This window comes from Sphingorhabdus sp. (assembly GCF_040079335.1).
GTDB lineage: Bacteria > Pseudomonadota > Alphaproteobacteria > Sphingomonadales > Sphingomonadaceae > Sphingorhabdus_B.
Map to the genome: position 1 here is coordinate 1 of NZ_JBEBKL010000020.1, position 17394 is coordinate 17394.

General features: G+C 56.8%; 14 protein-coding genes and 1 tRNA gene. 5 read left to right on the forward strand and 10 right to left on the reverse strand.

Annotation, left to right across the window (positions count from 1 at the left end):
- Window positions 1–102 precede the first annotated feature (102 nt).
- From ABL922_RS07325 to ABL922_RS07340, 4 genes are read left to right on the forward strand one after another with little or no spacing between them, the layout of a single operon-like run.
- Window positions 103–1047 (forward strand): type II secretion system F family protein, encoded by a 945-nt coding sequence (locus tag ABL922_RS07325; protein ID WP_349023557.1) that lies wholly within the window; start codon window positions 103–105, stop codon window positions 1045–1047.
- Window positions 1048–1049: 2 nt separating this feature from the next.
- Window positions 1050–2207 carry a tetratricopeptide repeat protein gene (locus ABL922_RS07330; RefSeq protein ID WP_349023558.1) on the forward strand — a complete coding sequence of 386 codons (1158 nt, stop codon included), beginning with the start codon at window positions 1050–1052 and terminating at the stop codon, window positions 2205–2207.
- Complete coding sequence (locus tag ABL922_RS07335; protein WP_349023559.1) at window positions 2204–3085, forward strand: tetratricopeptide repeat protein; 882 nt, start codon at window positions 2204–2206, stop codon at window positions 3083–3085. The genes ABL922_RS07330 and ABL922_RS07335 overlap by 4 nt, the downstream gene beginning before the upstream one ends.
- Window positions 3082–3597 carry a prepilin peptidase gene (locus ABL922_RS07340; protein ID WP_349023560.1) on the forward strand — a complete coding sequence of 172 codons (516 nt, stop codon included), beginning with the start codon at window positions 3082–3084 and terminating at the stop codon, window positions 3595–3597. The genes ABL922_RS07335 and ABL922_RS07340 overlap by 4 nt, the downstream gene beginning before the upstream one ends.
- A gap of 10 nt (window positions 3598–3607) precedes the next feature.
- Here the strand turns inward: ABL922_RS07340 and ABL922_RS07345 are convergent, their stop codons facing one another.
- The 6 genes from ABL922_RS07345 to infA all read right to left on the reverse strand — a co-directional run bounded on the left by ABL922_RS07345 (window position 3608) and on the right by infA (window position 7989).
- The gene (locus ABL922_RS07345) at window positions 3608–5653 is read right to left on the reverse strand and encodes an alpha-galactosidase (protein WP_349023561.1); all 2046 of its coding nucleotides are present in this window, start codon (window positions 5651–5653) and stop codon (window positions 3608–3610) included.
- 128 nt (window positions 5654–5781) lie between these two features.
- Window positions 5782–5857 (reverse strand) — tRNA-Phe (locus ABL922_RS07350).
- Window positions 5858–5939: 82 nt separating this feature from the next.
- Complete coding sequence (yacG, locus tag ABL922_RS07355; protein WP_349023562.1) at window positions 5940–6113, reverse strand: DNA gyrase inhibitor YacG; 174 nt, start codon at window positions 6111–6113, stop codon at window positions 5940–5942.
- Window positions 6097–7191: a ribonuclease E/G gene (locus ABL922_RS07360; RefSeq protein ID WP_349023563.1), complete on the reverse strand. Its 1095-nt coding sequence runs from the start codon at window positions 7189–7191 to the stop codon at window positions 6097–6099. The genes yacG and ABL922_RS07360 overlap by 17 nt, the downstream gene beginning before the upstream one ends.
- The gene (locus ABL922_RS07365; RefSeq protein WP_349023564.1) at window positions 7188–7757 is read right to left on the reverse strand and encodes a nucleoside triphosphate pyrophosphatase; all 570 of its coding nucleotides are present in this window, start codon (window positions 7755–7757) and stop codon (window positions 7188–7190) included. The genes ABL922_RS07360 and ABL922_RS07365 overlap by 4 nt, the downstream gene beginning before the upstream one ends.
- Before the next feature lie 13 nt (window positions 7758–7770).
- Entirely contained in the window at window positions 7771–7989 is a 219-nt protein-coding gene (gene infA / locus ABL922_RS07370; protein WP_349023565.1) for a translation initiation factor IF-1, read from the reverse strand.
- A 210-nt stretch (window positions 7990–8199) separates the two neighbouring features.
- On the opposite strand from infA, the gene ABL922_RS07375 reads away from it, so the two are divergent.
- Entirely contained in the window at window positions 8200–10890 is a 2691-nt protein-coding gene (locus tag ABL922_RS07375; protein WP_349023566.1) for a TonB-dependent receptor, read from the forward strand.
- Here ABL922_RS07375 and ABL922_RS07380 read toward each other — a convergent pair.
- From ABL922_RS07380 to ABL922_RS07395, 4 genes are all read right to left on the reverse strand, one after another.
- On the reverse strand, window positions 10887–11732 hold the full coding sequence (locus tag ABL922_RS07380) for a transcriptional regulator (protein ID WP_349023567.1): 846 nt from the start codon (window positions 11730–11732) through the stop codon (window positions 10887–10889). The genes ABL922_RS07375 and ABL922_RS07380 overlap by 4 nt on opposite strands.
- Window positions 11729–12541, reverse strand: a complete 813-nt coding sequence (locus ABL922_RS07385) for a GNAT family N-acetyltransferase (RefSeq protein ID WP_349023568.1) — start codon at window positions 12539–12541, stop codon at window positions 11729–11731. The genes ABL922_RS07380 and ABL922_RS07385 overlap by 4 nt, the downstream gene beginning before the upstream one ends.
- 504 nt (window positions 12542–13045) lie before the next feature.
- Window positions 13046–15097, reverse strand: coding sequence for an alpha/beta fold hydrolase (locus tag ABL922_RS07390; RefSeq protein ID WP_349023569.1), 2052 nt, complete (start codon window positions 15095–15097; stop codon window positions 13046–13048).
- Between the two features lie 195 nt (window positions 15098–15292).
- The gene (locus ABL922_RS07395) at window positions 15293–17389 is read right to left on the reverse strand and encodes a sodium-translocating pyrophosphatase (protein ID WP_349023570.1); all 2097 of its coding nucleotides are present in this window, start codon (window positions 17387–17389) and stop codon (window positions 15293–15295) included.
- Between the last annotated feature and the right edge of the window lie 5 nt (window positions 17390–17394).

A 17394-nucleotide genomic window follows, 5' to 3' on the forward strand; every position in this document is an offset into this window, starting at 1 on the left:
TCATCGGGCTGATCGTTCTCTACATCATCGGCTTTATATCGATCCGCCGACTGATTGATCTTAAGGTTTGAAATGCTAGCTAACTTTGCCCTTTCGACATCTATGCGGATCGCCCTGCTGGTGCTGATCTTCCTTTTCGTAGTCGTCATTGTCATGCTTGCTTCGAACTACCTCCTAAACCGCTCGGCGGTGCGTGGAAGGCTTGACGAGCTCGGTTCGGGAAATCTAGGTACAAGCCAAGGTGCCAGTCTGCGACGCGATCGGATTGCGGTTGGCTGGGCAAAACTGACCGACCGAATCGAAAAAGCAGGTATTTCGCTCGTTGACTCCCAAGGAGACAAGTTGCGGGCACAACTTATGGCCGCGGGATATACCTCTCCGACTGCACCAAAGTTGTTCACCCTTATCCGGATGATCACGCTTTTCCTGCTGCCGGGGTTACTTCTGCTCTATATTTTTGTGAGCGGAATCGAAGTCTCAGCGTTGAAGCTCTATATTTTTGGCGTCCTGCTGGCCGTGTTCGGGCTTTACGTTCCCAATCTCTTTATCTCTGCAAAAGCAGATCGCCGCCGCGAGGCCATGATCAACGGCTTTCCAGACAGTCTGGACCTTACGCTGGTTTGCGTCGAAGCTGGACTCGGTATGGAATCGGCATTTGATCGTGTCGGCCGGGAAATGGTCCACTCGCATCCTTTGATAGCCGAACTCTTGTCGATGGTGACGTTGGAGCTTCGCGCAGGCGCTTCTCGTGAACAGGCATTGCGCAAAATGGCTGACCGCTCTCAAGTCGACGAGATCAAATCTTTCGCGACACTCCTGATTCAGTCCGACAAGCTTGGTTCCAGCATCGGTGAAACACTCAGGGTCTATGCCAATGAAATGCGCGAGAAGCGTCGGTTAAGAGCGGAAGAAAAAGCACATCGACTACCCGTTCTGCTTTCAATCCCATTGGTCGCCTGCATGCTACCAGTGATGATTGGTGTGCTTATGCTTCCAGCATTTATCAGGGTTATCCGGCAAGTTGCGCCAGCTATGGCGGGAGGATGAATATGAAAAATCACCGGCTTGAAATCGCATATTCCGTCGCTGCTTTCGCAATGCTGGGTGGATGCTCTGCCTTCCAGCCGCAGGCGAGACTTGAAATTCGCAGCGTGGAGACGGCACACAGAAGTTCGGATGCAACCGATCCGGTCGCCGAAGGCCGCGGCCTTCTCGCGCTCGGGCAAAATGCGAATGCGATCTCCGCGTTTCGCTCCGCCTTGCGCGAAGATCCTAACAGCGGCGACGCATATAACGGACTAGCCATCGCCTATGACCGGATCGGTCGACAGGATCTTGCCCAGCGCTATTTTGAGCTCGCCGTTTCGGCAAGCCCCGATGATATGCGATATCGCGGCAATCTGGCCCGTTTGTTCGAACGCACCGGCCAGCCCAAATTAGCCTTGGGGTTGGTCGACGCAGCCTCACCCCGAAACGATACAGCCCAAATGCCGGAGCATATAATTCCTGTTGCGGTCACTCCGACACAAAGTCCTCAATTTGTATCGGCCATTGCTGCAGTGGAACCGTCGGTTCATGTGATCGCTGCTCCGATCAATTTGCCGACTCTGGCGGATTTGGAAATCGAAGGCGCGATTGCCGAACAGCACGGAACGAAGACTGATAAAACAGATACTACCGTTCGGCTGGCAGGCTTAACCAGCAAGCCTGCAATCATTCCGGCAGTTTATCGGCCGAATGCGGCTTTGACCATTAATTCGGCGGCCATTGAAACACGCAACTTGCCGAAGCCGGGACCGCAGCGCAGTCCCCATCTGCCGTCCGAGCGACAGCCGGCCGATCTGCCGCGACAGGCCGTCATGCCTGTCCAGCGCGAAGGAATCCGCCTCGAACGTGTTTCGCTTGGCGAAGTGCGTTTGGTGACCCGGCTCTCGACGCCCAAACTTGCAAACGAGACCACCAATTTCGCCAGTTTCGGCGTGCGTCTTGCTACCTGGCTTCCAGGTGCAATCGCAGTCGAACGGCAAGGACACGAAGTTCGTTTGGCCGAAAGCCCGAATTTGAAAGGCGCGATTGCACGCGCGCAGATCGAAACAGCCATAGATGATGTCACACAGGAAGTTGAGGAAATAGCGAAACTGCAGACATTCACATATGCGTTCTTCCACGATGAGGGTGTGGAAGAGGTTACACTGGCCACATTATGAGCTTTACGATGCGTCGCTGCATCGGATTTCTGATTGCCCTGTCGCAATTTCCTTCCTTGGTTGCGGCAGATGACGACCGCCTGGATCTGCCAACAGCAGAGAGCCACCTCACCCAGATAGAGTTGGCAGTTTCTGCAGGGCGCGTGACCCAGGCCGGATCAATGCTGCAATGGCTTGAGGGACGGATGCCAGATGAGTTGCAGGCACGCCGATCCCTGCTGTTGGCCGAGTTGCACATGGCAAAGGGCGAAAGCGCGGCCGCTGCGGATGCTCTCGCCGATGTCGCTGCAGAAACTTCTGATCAATGCCGCTATGCCGGCATCGCTGGCTGGCTGGCCTATGGGCATCGCGATTGGAACCAAGCCATTTCAATGCTGGCAAAATCGGTCGAGGCCTGCCCGGACGATCCTGGTCGCTGGAATCTTCTTGGCCTGGCTTTGATCCAAAAGAATGAAACCACCGCCGCATTGGAGGCATTTGATCAGGCATTGACCGTCGCACCCGACAACCCATCGCTTTTGAACAATCGGGCACTGGCCTATGCCTATTCGGGCAAAACAAGCGCCGCGCTGGCTGATCTGGAACGGGCGGTATCGATGGGCAATGATACGGGCATAATAGCAAATCTTTCGATGATGCGCGCCAATGCCGGTTTGGACGCGCCGCTGGAACCCTTGCAAGATCCCCAAACACAAAGTGCCATTCTGGCAAAAGCGGGCGATGGTGCCCGCGCGGCAGATCGGCATGACGTCGCTCGCGCCTATTATGCTCAAGCATTGTTGCAGAGCGAGCGGTTTGACAAAGAGCTGTGGGCTAGGGCAACCTTACAATCTGCAGGACCCGAAATTATATCTGAGGATAGGACAATAACACCATGATTGAAAACGGCATTCTGGCAGCGGCCGCTTTCGTGCTACTTGGTGCGGCCTATTCGGATCTGAAACAGTTCAAAATCCCCAATCTCATGCCCGCCCTGCTTCTGGCGCTTTACGGCTGTTATGTCGCCATCGTCGGCCTGTCCGCATTCAGTTGGTGGCACGCAGCGCATTTTGCCATTGCCTTGATTGTCGGGATGGCGCTGTTTGCGATGAAGTGGTTTGGCGGCGGGGATGCAAAACTATATGCCGCCGTCGCCTTATGGTTCCCATTGCAGAAAGGGCCTTTTCTGCTGTTTTATGTCGGGATGGCTGGTCTCGTTCTGGCAATTATGTTCATGCTTACCCGCAGGTTCACAAAGGGAGCAGACGGAAAAAAACGCACCGACCGGCGCATCCCTTATGGTGTCGCGATAGCGGTTGGAGCGATCGCCTGCTGGCTGTTGCAAGCCCCTGGACAGCCGACGAAGATGAATGTCGGGGATTTGGACAATCGCGGCCTGCCCTCGCTGTAAAAGCTCATTTTCAGGCCAAACTCAAATGCACCCACAGCACATCCTCGCCTTTCATTGGCGGAAGTGACAGGCCTGATTTCGCCAGCCAGCCACCATATTGGGTGATAGTCGGCTGCCGCTCTGTTTCGATAGTGTAAAGGCGATCATCCAGAAGCATCGGGAGACGCAGTTGAGGTGCAAAGCGCAAGGTTTGCGGCGAGATCCGAATAATCTGGATCATCAGATCAGAGGGATCGCCAAAGGCCAGCCAGCTTATTCCATCGGCCCCCTCGCCGCGCCAGCACCGGCCATTGTGAACGAGGTCGCGACTTTGCTTATAGGCGGTTATGCCCGCCGATAGACGCGCCAGATCCTTCTCGCCCAATTTCCTCAGATCGAGTTCAATCCCGTAATGCCCCGCCCGTGCCACGCCGGACCGGAACCGCATCGATTGGCTGCGCCCTGTGCTGTGCGCGGGCGAAGCGCCGACATGTGAACCCATCAATTCGGGTGGCATGAATTGCAGATAGCCCCGCTGGATCGACACACGCGACACGGCATCGATATTGTCGCTGGTCCAGAAACGATGGGTGTGTGCGGCAATTCCGGCATCGATGCGCCCACCGCCGCCTGCACAGGCCTCTATCTCCACATCGGGAAAGGCCGCTCGAAAGCGCTGGAACAGAGCATAGGCGCCCAACACTTGCGAGCGGTAGCGTGGGCTGTTTCCGGCATGCGCCAGATCGCGATTATGGTCCCATTTCAGATAGGATATGGGAAGCGCCCGCAGGAGCGCCGAAATCTGCTCGAACAGATAATCGCGCACATCTTGCCTGCCCATGTCGAGCACAAGCTGGTTGCGCGCCGCAAGCAGGGGCCGCCCCGCAATCTGCATGGCCCAGTCCGGATGGGCGCGGAACAATTCGCTTTCAGGATTGACCATTTCCGGTTCTACCCAAAGCCCGAATTCCATACCCAGCCCGACAACATGCGATGCCAGAGGTTCCAACCCGTCCGGATATTTATCAGCATCGGGCCACCAATCGCCGAGCGAGCTGCTGTCATCGTTCCGGCCTTGAAACCAGCCATCGTCGAGCACAAAGCGCTCGACGCCGATGGCCGCGGCGGCAGCGGCGAGTTCCTTCAACGCATCAAGATCATGGTCGAAGTAAAAACCCTCCCATGTGTTGAGATGAACCGGGCGCGGCTTCATCCGGCCACCCGGCCAGCCGATGTGCTTGCGGATTGCGCGGTGGAATGCCCAGGCAACGCCATTGGCCCCTTCCCCGCTGCAGGTCGCCAGTAGTTCGGGCGTCGAGATTGTCTCGCCACTGCCAAGCCGCACTTCGCCCGGGGCAAGCCATTCGCCCATCTGCCAGTGCCAGCGCCCGTCATCAAGCCATTCGATTTGCTGAACATGATTGCCCGACCAGGCCAGTTGCGCGCCATAGGCCACACCCCCGGCGCATTCGACAACAGCCCCGGGAAAGCAATCATGCGAGGTCAGCCCACGGCGGTTCTCGCGCCGCCATAGCGACCGCGACAGCCGGTCCTCGATCGGCACGAACTCGCCATTGTGTCGGCCACCATAGGACCGCACCATTTGAGCATCATCGGGCAATGGGATATTGCCTGCCGCCAGCCACTGAACATCAAGCGGCGCATCGCCATCGTTTCGCAAAGATGTCGATAGCGTCAAAACGTCGGTTTCAGGATCCAAAACCGCGCGGATCGAAATGGTGAGCGCCGCAATTTCGTCCGTAAGGTGGAAGACCACGCCATTGCTGACAGGTTCGACGGCGCAGCTGGTAATGGCGTGGGCCCAATCACCGCCGTTTCGGTGCGCCAGCAACGCCGTTTGCCCGAACCATCCCAAACCAACGCCGGGGAAAACCGATAGAGGCTGGTCGAAATGCAGCGAGAAACTGGGCTCTGGTCGCGTATCCCGCAATTGTCCGGCGGGCATAGCATCCTCCGCCAGCCGGGGCCCCCAATAGCGCCACAATGGTGCCTCGTCAGGACGAGTTTCCCAAATCGCGGTGCAGCCTACGCTGTCTAGCCTGATATAGTCGGTCATGATGCGCATTCATGCGCCGCAAAGTGTGAATCTGCAAGACCGCTGACAATCGATTGCACGGCGTTTGGAGATTTAATCGTATGTCACGGAGGACAATTCTCGCAGGTGACGAATTTCATGGAGGAAAGTGGTGCCTCGGGGCGGATTCGAACCACCGACACGCGGATTTTCAATCCGCTGCTCTACCAACTGAGCTACCGAGGCATCTAACGGCGCAGCCACATGCACACCGCGATTTGGAGCGCCGCCTATAGGCAGGGCAGCGGGCGCTTGTCCAGCCCCAAAATCAAACCTCTTCGGGGAAATCGGGGTCTGCCGGTGGGCCTTTCATCCGATAGCCTTCCCCCAGCCACTGCAGCAGATCGCGATCCTTGCAGCCCTTGCTGCAAAAGGGTTTATGCTCCGGCACCTCGGGCTTTCCGCATAGCGGACATTTGGCGGTTTTAGCTTTGGCTGACATGCACATGGCCATAGCCGCTGACCGACGAGTCGGGAACCAGTTCGATTGCGGCGCCCAATTGTTTTTGCAGCGCCGCAACTTCGTCGGGCCAGCTGCGCAGCAAGTCGATAATTGCAGGATTGGCAACTAATTGCCTTTGGCCATGGCCTTTCGAATGCGCCGCTTCACGCAACAGGGCGATTGCGCGGCTTTCGAGCGAAAGACGCTCGGGCGTAATTCCGCAAAGAACTTCCGGGATCGAAGGGCCGGGACGCGGGCGAACGATCTGCGCAAAACCAAAGCCGTTTATGGCGGTCCGCTCATGGGGTCCAAGTGCCTTGCAAGCCTCGGCTAGGGCCGAATCGACCGAGAGACGGGTGCTTCTATCCGGCATCGCAAGGAAATCAATTCCCACTTGCCCACCAATGTCGAGCAATCGCAACAGGCGGGGTATCTCGCTGGCAGCCGCCAGATTGAGAGCTACGGCATCGCCACCGCCATCAATATCGATCATCGTCATCGCACGGGTGCGCTCAATCGAAATCTGGCCATTTTCGAACGCGAATTCACCGGAAACCGAAATCTGCTCCAGTTCATCAAAGTCGACCGCGTCAAAGGCAGCCGGCTCGATCGTTACCGCGATTTCGGCGTCGCCCAACATCTCGCGGAGCGAGGCAAGTGCTATCTGATCAGAAACAATTATGGTTTCGGCACCCGATGCTTGCACCATTGCAGATGGGAGTGAAGTTCTATGCGCATCCAGATCGGCAATCGCGATGTCTTGACGGGGCTTGCAGATAGCGCGTTTCCAGCGGCCGGGCTCCGCTATGGGTGGGCGACTAATTTCGACCACAAGACGCGTGCCTTCGGGCAGCATTGGTGCAGGTTCGAGAAATGCTTCACCATCTTCGGCAAACCGAACCAGTGCCTTTCGCAGACCTAAATTTTCGACAATGCGCGCAACCCGGATGTCACCCGAAAAAGTTGACGCGAAGGTGCCGACAGTCCGCAAGATACGAAACTCCGCGGGTTGGCCATTTTCGATCAACGCCAATCGATGCTCGCCGGGATTAACCTCCCAGAGCAGATGCGACTTCATTCGACCGGATAGCCTGACGCGTTTAGCAAGGCGCGCGTTTCGTAAAGCGGCAGACCGACGACGCCGGAATGGCTGCCTGCCATCCAGTCGATCAGCGCCTCTGCCCTGCCCTGAATGGCGTAGCCACCTGCTTTGCCGAGGCCTTCGCCGCTGGCAATATAGGCTTCCAGTTCGGCCGGGCCCAGCCGTTTGAAACGGACGATGCTGTCACTGACGCGGCTGCGCGCGCGACCTTCGGCATCGATCACGCACACCGCGCTCAAGACATGATGGCGCCGCCCGCTGAGCAGTTGCAGGAAACCGCGCTGCATGTCCGCATCGGCGGCCTGCGGCAAGATTCGACGACCGACGGCCACGGTGGTGTCGCCTGCCACCACAATTTCGTCAACCTCGCGCGATACCGCATGCGCCTTTTCCACCGCCATACGCAGCGCATAGACGCGCGCCGGCTCGCCTTTGCGCGGCGTTTCGTCGATGTCGGGGGACGCGATCCGGTCCGGAACCACGCCGATGCGGGCAAGCAGTTCGCGGCGACGGGGGGATGAGGATGCAAGGACTAGCCGCAAGGGCCGCTATCCTTCACTTGAAGCGATACGTGATCCGGCCTTTGGTCAGATCATAAGGGGTCATTTCGCAGAGTACCTCGTCACCAACCAGCACACGGATGCGATTTTTGCGCATCTTGCCGGCGGTGTGGCCAAGGATTTCGTGGCCATTTTCCAGTTCCACACGGAACATCGCGTTGGGCAGCAATTCGCGCACCGTTCCGCGCATTTCGATCAGTTCTTCTTTTGCCATTCGGCCCCTGTGAAGTTTCTGTAGTTCAACTTGGGAGCGCCCTTAGGCCTTTTGTCACAAAAAGGGAAGAGCATGCGGCTTCAATCGGTTCGTCGAAGATTACGGGCTTTTTGCCTGATAGCTGCGACAAATTGTGACATCTATGGGCTGTATCTGCGACAAGCTATCGCGATAAAGGCCACCGAAACCAAGAATATAACGGAACCCATAATGCCCTCTCCCCGCATTTCCCCGATTTCTTCCAGTCTGGTTGCGCTTGCCGCAGCTGTGGCAACGCCAGCAATGGCCAATGCGGTCGGCGAGGAAGCACTGGAAGCCTCCGAAAACCAGGCCCCGGTCGTCGATACCGAAGCTGCAGATGACGAGACAGCAACGCCCGACATCATTGTAACGGCAACACGGTTGCCCGGGTCGATCGATACCGACGCGCCACCCATCGATGAACTGTCCGAAGGTGACATTGCCGCTATTGGGGCTTCGTCGATCAGCGACCTGCTGGCCGCTGTTGCACCGCAGGCCGGTTCGGGACGCGGGCGCGGTGGTGGCGGTCCTCCTGTCATCCTGTTGAACGGACAGCGCGTATCGAGCTTCCGCGAGTTACGCGACCTCCCCCCCGAAGCGATCCGCCAAGTCCAGATATTCCCCGAAGAAGTTGCGCTGAAATATGGCTTCCGTCCCGACCAGCGCGTCGTCAACTTCATCCTGAAACCCGATTTCGCATCGTTTAATGTCGAATATGATTTCAAATTGCCCGAGAAAGGCGGCCTCACCACCAAGGAGTTCGAAGCCACCTTCACCCGCATCGGCGAGAATAACCGACTCAACATCGACACGCAGTTCGAAAGCAGTAGCCGGTTAACCGAGGACGAACGCGCGATCATCCCGAGCAATGCATCTGCGCCTTTTGCGTTGGCAGGCAATATCACGGGCAACGGTGTTGGCGGAGAAATCGATCCGACTTTGAGTGCGCTTGCAGGACAAATCGTAACCGTAGCGGCTATTCCATCGAACCCTACACTGGCCGGCTTTGCAGGCACCGCCAATTTAGCCGCATCGGGTGACTTGGGCTCCTTCCGGACGCTGCAGCCCAGTTCACAGCGTTTTTCAACCAATGCGACATGGAGCAAGGTGCTTGGCCCCCAGACCAATTTGTCGATCAACGGGCGTTTTGAAATGCAGGACCAGCAGAGCCTGCTCGGCCTGCCCTTTGCCAGCCTAGCCGTTCCAGCGACAAACCCCTTCTCGCCATTTGCAACAGATGTCACGCTCAACCGCTATTTCGCCGATCCGCGGCCTTTGACCCGCGATGTAAAAACGCAAACCGCACAAGGCGGCGTTTCGTTCAACACTCTGCTCGCTGACTGGCGGCTGGCCCTCACTGGGGACTATACCCTAGTCGACACCGAAACCGTTACCCAGACCAATGGCGATTATGCCGATCTGCGTGCAGGCATAGCGGCGGGGACAGTCAATCCCTTTGCGCCGGATTTGGGCAGAAATCTGCTCTTTGTCGCGCCCGACACTGCCGACAGCACGACAGGGACGCTGTCGCTGCGCAGCACCTTTTCGGGCACGCTGTTTGAGCTTCCCTCAGGCGACGTGCAGATGACGATCCGCAATGGCTATGACCGCCAGACGATCGACAGCAGCGCCTATCGACGTGGCGTGGATTCCGTCGTTGGACTCAATCGCGACAATATCAATAGCGCCTTCAACGTCGAAATTCCACTGGTTGACCGCGGAGTGGGTGCGCTGGGCGCGATCGGCGATTTTTCGATCAACGGTAATATGGGCTTTACCGACCTGTCGGATTTCGGCACGCTGATCGAATATGGCGCTGGCCTGCGTTGGTCGCCAATCGAGGGGCTGTCGCTTTCAGCATCTATCATCGGAGACGAGAACGCCCCCGGCCTTGGCCAGTTGGGCAACCCGACGATCGTGACGCCCAATGTCGCCTATTATGACTTCGCGCGCGGCGAGAGCCGGTTTATCGATCTTGTGACCGGCGGCAATCCAGCTTTGCTCGCCGAAAACCGCAAGGATTTGAAAATCGGCCTCGACTGGGCCCCGAAGTTCATCGAAGGTTTCAGCCTGCAGGTCGAATATTTCAAGAATAAGAGCGAGAATACGACCTCTTCCTTTCCGCTGCTGACGCCCGAAATCGAATCCGCTTTCCCCGGCCGCGTGACCCGCGATGCCAACGGGCAACTGATCCGGCTTGACCAGCGACCGGTAAACTTCGCCGAAGAACGCTCCGAACGCATTCGTTGGGGCTTCAACATGTCTGGCCCCATCGGCAAACAACCGCAACGCGGGCCAGGTGTCGGTGCGCCAGGCGGTGGCGGGCGCGGTTCCGGCGCAGGCGGCCCCGGTCGCGGACGCGGCCCCATGGGCATGATGCCCGGTGGTGGCCCGCCGAGCCGCTGGCAGATTGCGCTGTACCACACCTATCGCCTGCAAGACGAAATCCTGATCGCTCCCGGCGTGCCGGTGCTCGACTTGCTCGACGGTTCCGCAACCAGCAGTCTTGGTGGGTCACCACGGCACGAACTATCGCTCAACGGCGGCGTTTTTCATAAGGGCATGGGGCTGCGTTTCGAAGGCAGTTATCGCGGTGCAACCCGCGCCGATGGCAGCGGACTTCCCGGAAGCAGCGATCTCTATTTCAGTGACCAGTTCAGCCTAAACAGCTTCCTGTTCATCAGCCTCGACCAGCGCGGCAACCTGACCAAGAAGCTACCCTTCCTGAAAGGCAGCCGCATCGCGTTCCGCGTCGAAAATCTGCTCAACGACTATATCAAGGTTCGCGACAATACAGGCGCAACACCACTCAGCTATCAGCGTGGCTTCCTTGATCCGCAGGGCCGGGTGTTCGAACTCAGCTTCCGTAAGCGGTTCTAGCCAGACCCTTTCAGCTTGCGAATGACCCGCCAAGCATAGGCTTTGGCCATATTCTGTGCAGGGTAGCGGCCCGGCGCGCGCGGGCGCATGCCCGATTTGCGCAGGATGCTGTTGAAGGCGCGGGCATCTGCCTCGGCATAGCTCCAGTCGCTGCGCCAGGTGATCGACAGCGAGATAGATGGCTCTGGCCCGACCTTCACATGGTGCGGTGCCATCACAGGAACGAAGACGGCCTCGCCGGGTTGGAGTTGCCAGTCGGTTGCCCCTGCTGCCAGTTCATCACGCCAGACAAGGTTTCGATGTCCACCGGTGTGATAGCCTTCATGCGTTTCGTCAGGCGCATAGACGGGGTTGCCAGCCGGGAACTGCGTCATTGTCTTACTGCCCTTCAATTGCAGCAGGATGTTGTGCTCGGGATCGAAATGATAGGGCGTGACGGCATCGGGCGAAGACACAAAAATGAACCCTTGCGGCATCAGCATCGCCCCAGTCTTTGCCTCGATTACCGGCTTCAACTCACCAAGCAGTTCAAGCAGCAAAGTGCTATATACCGGTACCTGCTCGATATTTTTGAGCACCGCCCAACTGCGGCATGTATCGACATTGCGGATCGTATCGCCGATAGACAGACCATTGGCGATATCCGAATTCGGATCGACGCCCGTGGGCAGGTCGCCTTTATTATATTCGATCGACGCTACAGGCAGGCTCTCACTGAGCTTCGCCAGTGCTTCGAGTGTCAGCAGCGGATGATCGCGCAGATTATGCCGCAAACGGTGCGGTGTTTCGGGATAGTTGCGCGCAAATTCCGCGCGGATATCTTCATTGAAAATCTGGGTCATGACGACATCTCATTGTCTTTATGTATTTTTCCTGCATTGATCTGACGCAATCGGCCTTTCGCCTTTTCCGCAGCCAGCAAAAGGGCAAAACCTGCACGGCGGACCGGCCCGCCAATCGCAACCGAATATCGGCCAATCGCTCTGCGGCCAGACCAGATGCTGTCGATCATCGGATGATCCTGCGCCGCACAGCTATCGCACCATTCGATATTATCACGTTCGAGCAACGCCAAATTGTGAAGCTGCAGCAAGACTCCGGGCGAGAAACGCGCATAATCCTCGTCAAACGCGGTCTTGAAAGAGAATGCCCCCGGCGGTGTCAGGAAGTTGACCAGCATGGCGATAGCGCGCCCATTGAGACGCAGCGCGAGCAGTTCGAGCTTACCCTCATTGGCAGCACCGTGGAGCGCGCCACGAAACAGATTGCGGGTGCTATCGGCACAGTCGAGCGCAGAGCCATTGGCCCCTTTCCAGCCGCGCCGTTCAAGGGCGAGAAATTCGTCGATCCAACCGTCGATCTCCTCGCTGCCATCGGTGCGCTGAAAATCCAATTGCCCCAGTTCAGCCAGCCGGTTCTGCTGCCGCCGTAACTCCTTACGCTTCTTGCCTCGTAACGTAGCCTCAAGATAGGCTTCAGGTGAAAGACCATGTTCAAGCAGCGCCCGTTCTTCGCGGTGGAACAAGGCAAAACGGCGGCGTTGCTCCCGACATATCTCTTCCAAAGCCTTCGCTACAGTGCCGTCGAGTGCAAATCCTTTGAAGTGTGCGAACAGAGAACCGCAATTCTCTATATCAAAAAGGGATAGCAACGCTGTCCAAAATTGTCGTTCTTTGGTCCGTGCTACTAGTGAGGTTCCAAGAAAGGCATTGTGGTTTAGCCAGTTGTGCACGGTGCGCACTGGCAGTCCAGCATATCGGGTTTCGCAATGCAAAGGCATCAAGCCGATCATTTCGTCGGTGTGCCATATCGTGGCCAGATATATGTGATTATTTTTGTCTAAAGCGTCCAACGCGGCACAGAGGTACCACCGTTCGACAAAAGCATTTGGTTCGGTCGCCTCGGCAGCAAGCATGTCCCATTGGGCACAGTAAACTGGATCAGCAACAGCTTGCCTCCAAGCACACATTTCGGCGCGCAGAACATCTTGCGGCGCATGTGCAGTTTGCGCCGCAAGATGTTGTTCACTGGCATCTGCAGAAAAAGATGCGCCAAAAACGGTCATCAATCGAAATTTCCTTATTGCCATTTGGTGATAGCAACAAAAAACGAAAATTGTTCTAACGCGACCGATTAGGCGAAACGGCTTTGCCCCCTACTTTGTGGCAACGGTAATAGGAGGAGCCTTGTCCCCGTCGGCTTCTATGTAAGCAGGATTGTGCTTCATCAGCCACTTCTCCGCTGCCTCCAGCCATTCGATATGGACGTCATCATAGGGCAAATTGTGCGTATTTTTGGGTTGTTCCAGATATTCGAAATCCTGCCCCTGCTTTTTTCCGGCAGATTTCAATGCACGAACCAATATCCGCGCCTGACCGACAGGCACGCGTTGATCGCGTTCGCCATGCACGATCATGATCGGCGACCATTTTCCTTTTGCATTCCGGGCTGGCGACACCTCTGAAAGTTCGGCAGCGCCCTTTGCAAGATAGTTGGCGCCGAAAGTCCCGAGATAGTCGACATCATAGGCACGCATTTCAGGCAGATCATAAACACCGGCGCCAGCGATCGTGCAGCGCCAGCGATCAGGATCGCGTTGCGCGGCGCGTGCTGACGCATAACCGCCATAAGACCAGCCCATCATGCATGCGCGTTTGGGATCAACGACCCCCTCGCGCGCCAGATAATCGATCGCATCATTGAGATCATCCTGCATCCGCAGTCCAAAACCGTTTGCACGGCCTTTGCTAATCCATTCTTTGCCGTAACCGCCCGATCCACGATAGTTGGGCTGCACGACGACATAGCCGAGTTCCGCAATAGCCTGCGCCCAACTGTCAAAGCTAGCGTCATCTCTCGGGCCGAACGGACCTCCATGGGTAATCATGACTACGGGCAGGTTTTTCTTGCCGAGACGGTGACGCGGCAGGGTCAACACCGCCTCTATCGATTCGCCATCACTCGCCGGATAGCGCACCATCTTTACCGGATTGAGTTGTGCATTGCGCAGGGTATCGTCCGCATAGCCAAGACGACGGAAATCTCCGGTTTTTATATCGTAGAGATGATAGGTCCATCGCTGCTCGGGCTTCGCCAAAGCGACAATCAGTCGATCATAGCTCTTGTCATAAGATCCAATAACCGCATTTCCAGGACCATAATCTTCATCCAGAATCTTCTGGATTTCAGCCAGCTTGGGGTCGAAATATTTCACTCTGAACCGATCGCTTGTGTAGCTTACGCCTGCCAAGCGATTATTGTGATAGTCGGGAATCAAGGCCGAAACGTCATAGCCATCGACCGAAAATAATGGAGCGCCAACCGGTTCCATGGTTTTCATGTTCAGTTTATAGACTTTCTGAAAGCCGTCACGATTGCTGGTTGCCAACGCCATATTCGGTTCGTCGAGGAAAATTTCCGGATAGGATTCCGCTGAGGTGAATGTTGGGTCAGCTTTGTTGTAAACGGTCTCCAGATGACCGTTGCTGCCCGACCGATACATTATGCGAACTTTGCCGGTATCACGATCATTGCCCACCGAGGCTCTGATCACACCCTTTCCATCGGCAATCCACGAATCCACTTCTGGATTGGGTTGCATAACAGTATCAAATTTGCCGGTTCGAACCGCTACGTTAATGACTTCAGGCTTGAAACGGCGCTCACCATTTCGGAACGCACCGCGCTGCAGCAATATGGTTTCATTCTCATGGTCGACATGGAGTATGTTTGACCCGTTGGCGGTGGTTCCCTCCCACGCGAGAGGAGTGAGCTTTTTGGTTTCGAGATCATAAGCGATTAGCCGAGTCAGATCGGCGCGATTGCCAAAGAATGTCTCACGCGAGACAAGCGTCATAAGAACCGTTCGATTGCCTACCCAGCGCCAGTTAGCGACAGTACGGTCACCCACTTCACGAAATTCTTCGGTCTGCAGGAAAAAGTCTGGGGGCGAACCCGGCTTGTTCAGATCAATAATACCCAGAAAATCGACGCCCTTGCGGCCCATTTGTGTTACGATCTTCGTTCCGTCGGGAGACAGTCGGGGCGACTGCATGAAGGGTCGACGTCCAAAAACTTCAGTCGCTACACGCCCTTGCTCGACACGCTCGGCAACTCCGCTCGATTCCTGTGCGACGGCAGGGACGACCAACGCAGCATATACCAATGCTGGAACAGCGACGAGCAAATTGGCAAATTTCAGATCCATTCTTGAGAACTCCCCCAAAGCGATATTACTTTTGCAATAGTATCGCCTTGCATTTTTGAAGCAAGCAGCGGTCGTCACCCGTTTCCAAAATTCGACCAACAACAATCGATGATTGGTTAAACTCGATGGAATTCCAAAGAAAAACCCCGCCGGATCGCTCCGGCGGGGTCAATTTTTTACATATGAAGGATCAGATCAGACGGCGCCGTGCGCGAGTGCTGCGAGCAGCAGCAATGCGACGATGTTGGTGATCTTGATCATCGGGTTCACCGCTGGGCCCGCAGTGTCCTTGTACGGATCGCCCACGGTGTCGCCGGTCACGGCAGCCTTATGGGCTTCCGATCCCTTGCCGCCATGGTGGCCGTCTTCGATATATTTCTTGGCATTATCCCATGCGCCACCACCCGAGGTCATCGAGATGGCAACGAACAGACCGCCCACAATCACACCGAGCAGGAGCGCGCCGAGAGCAGCAAAGCCCTCTGCCTGGCCTGCAACCGCCGTGATGATGAAATAGACCGCAATCGGTGCCAGCACAGGCAACAGCGACGGGATGATCATTTCCTTGATCGCCGCCTTGGTCACCAGGTCAACCGTACGAGCATAGTTCGGTTTAGACTTGAAGGTCATGATGCCCGGATCGTTTGCGAACTGGTCGCGTACGTCCTTCACCACTTCGCCAGCCGCACGGCCCACAGCGGTCATGCCCATCGCACCGAAGAGGTACGGGAGGAGCGCGCCGAGCAGAAGCCCGACGATGACATAGGGATTTTCGAGGCTGAAATTAACCGTCAGGTTCGGGAAGAACTCGCGAAGGTCGGTGGTGTAGCATGCGAACAGCACGAGCGCTGCAAGCCCCGCCGAACCGATGGCATAGCCTTTGGTCACGGCCTTGGTAGTGTTACCCACGGCGTCGAGTAGGTCGGTCTTTTCACGGACGCTATCGTCCAGACCTGCCATTTCGGCAATACCGCCCGCATTGTCCGTCACCGGACCATATGCGTCGAGCGCCACGACCATACCCGCCAGTGCGAGCATCGCGGTTGCCGCAAAGGCAATCCCGATAACGCCAGCCAGCTGATAAGCAATGATGATGCCAGCGCAGATCACGATCGTCGGCATCGCGGTCGATTCAAGGCTGATAGCCAGACCCTGGATGACGTTGGTGCCGTGGCCGGTTTCCGAAGCCTTGGCGATCGACCGAACAGGTCGATAGTTGGTGCCGGTGTAATATTCGGTGATCCAGATGATAAGGCCGGTGATGATCAGGCCGAGCAGCGAGCAATAGAACAGGGTGCGACCGGTGAAACCGCCCACATCCGTTTCCATGCCACCCATGGCATAGCTGATTGAGAACCAGATCGCCGGAACCGAAAGCACGGCAGTGACAAGGAAGCCCTTGTACATCGCGCCCATGACATTGGTGCCACCGCCCAGACGGACGAAATAGGTGCCAATGATCGAGGTTACGACGCACACGCCGCCGATGAGGAGCGGAAGGCTCATCAGGTTCAGGAACAGCGCGCTGTCGGTTACGCCCTTCACCAGAAGCGCGATGAGGACCATCGTTGCACCAACGGTGACGACATAGGTTTCGAATAAGTCAGCTGCCATACCGGCGCAGTCGCCGACATTGTCACCGACGTTGTCGGCGATAACCGCCGGGTTGCGTGGATCGTCTTCGGGAATGCCGGCTTCGACCTTGCCGACAAGGTCGGCGCCGACGTCAGCGGCCTTGGTGAAGATACCACCGCCGAGACGCGCGAAGATCGAGATCAACGATGCGCCAAAGGCCAAAGCAACCAGCGCGTCGACAACTTCGCGGCTGTTGGGCGCGAGCATCGATACGTCGGTCAGATACCAGAAGAACACGGCAATCGCGAGCAAGGCGAGACCAGCGACGAGCATGCCGGTGATTGCACCAGCACGGAAGGCCATGGTCAGGCCAGCCTGAAGGCCGGTCTGTGCGGCAGCAGCCGTTCGCACATTCGAGCGCACCGAGATGTTCATCCCGATATAGCCTGCCACACCCGACAATACGGCGCCGATGACGAAGCCGATGGTCGGGATGACGCCCAGGAACGCAGCAACCAGCACAGCAACAACCACGCCAACAATGGCAATGGTGCGATACTGGCGACCCAGATAGGCTTGTGCGCCTTCCTGAATGGCGGCTGCGATTTCCTGCATTTTCTCATTGCCTGCCGAGGCGCTGAGCACCTGGCGGCTGGTGACGAAGCCGTAGACTATGGCCAAGCCACCGCAAATAATTGCGATTAATGTCAAAGACATGGAGA

Coding starts and splice junctions, on each gene's coding strand:
- infA (WP_349023565.1), bottom strand. CDS start 7,989: ATGGCAAAAGAAGAACTGATCGAAATGCGCGGAACGGTGCGCGAATTG.
- ABL922_RS07330 (WP_349023558.1), top strand. CDS start 1,050: ATGAAAAATCACCGGCTTGAAATCGCATATTCCGTCGCTGCTTTCGCA.
- ABL922_RS07375 (WP_349023566.1), top strand. CDS start 8,200: ATGCCCTCTCCCCGCATTTCCCCGATTTCTTCCAGTCTGGTTGCGCTT.
- yacG (WP_349023562.1), bottom strand. CDS start 6,113: ATGTCAGCCAAAGCTAAAACCGCCAAATGTCCGCTATGCGGAAAGCCC.
- ABL922_RS07335 (WP_349023559.1), top strand. CDS start 2,204: ATGAGCTTTACGATGCGTCGCTGCATCGGATTTCTGATTGCCCTGTCG.
- ABL922_RS07360 (WP_349023563.1), bottom strand. CDS start 7,191: ATGAAGTCGCATCTGCTCTGGGAGGTTAATCCCGGCGAGCATCGATTG.
- ABL922_RS07325 (WP_349023557.1), top strand. CDS start 103: ATGCGGATCGCCCTGCTGGTGCTGATCTTCCTTTTCGTAGTCGTCATT.
- ABL922_RS07395 (WP_349023570.1), bottom strand. CDS start 17,389: ATGTCTTTGACATTAATCGCAATTATTTGCGGTGGCTTGGCCATAGTC.
- ABL922_RS07340 (WP_349023560.1), top strand. CDS start 3,082: ATGATTGAAAACGGCATTCTGGCAGCGGCCGCTTTCGTGCTACTTGGT.
- ABL922_RS07390 (WP_349023569.1), bottom strand. CDS start 15,097: ATGGATCTGAAATTTGCCAATTTGCTCGTCGCTGTTCCAGCATTGGTA.
- ABL922_RS07345 (WP_349023561.1), bottom strand. CDS start 5,653: ATGACCGACTATATCAGGCTAGACAGCGTAGGCTGCACCGCGATTTGG.
- ABL922_RS07380 (WP_349023567.1), bottom strand. CDS start 11,732: ATGACCCAGATTTTCAATGAAGATATCCGCGCGGAATTTGCGCGCAAC.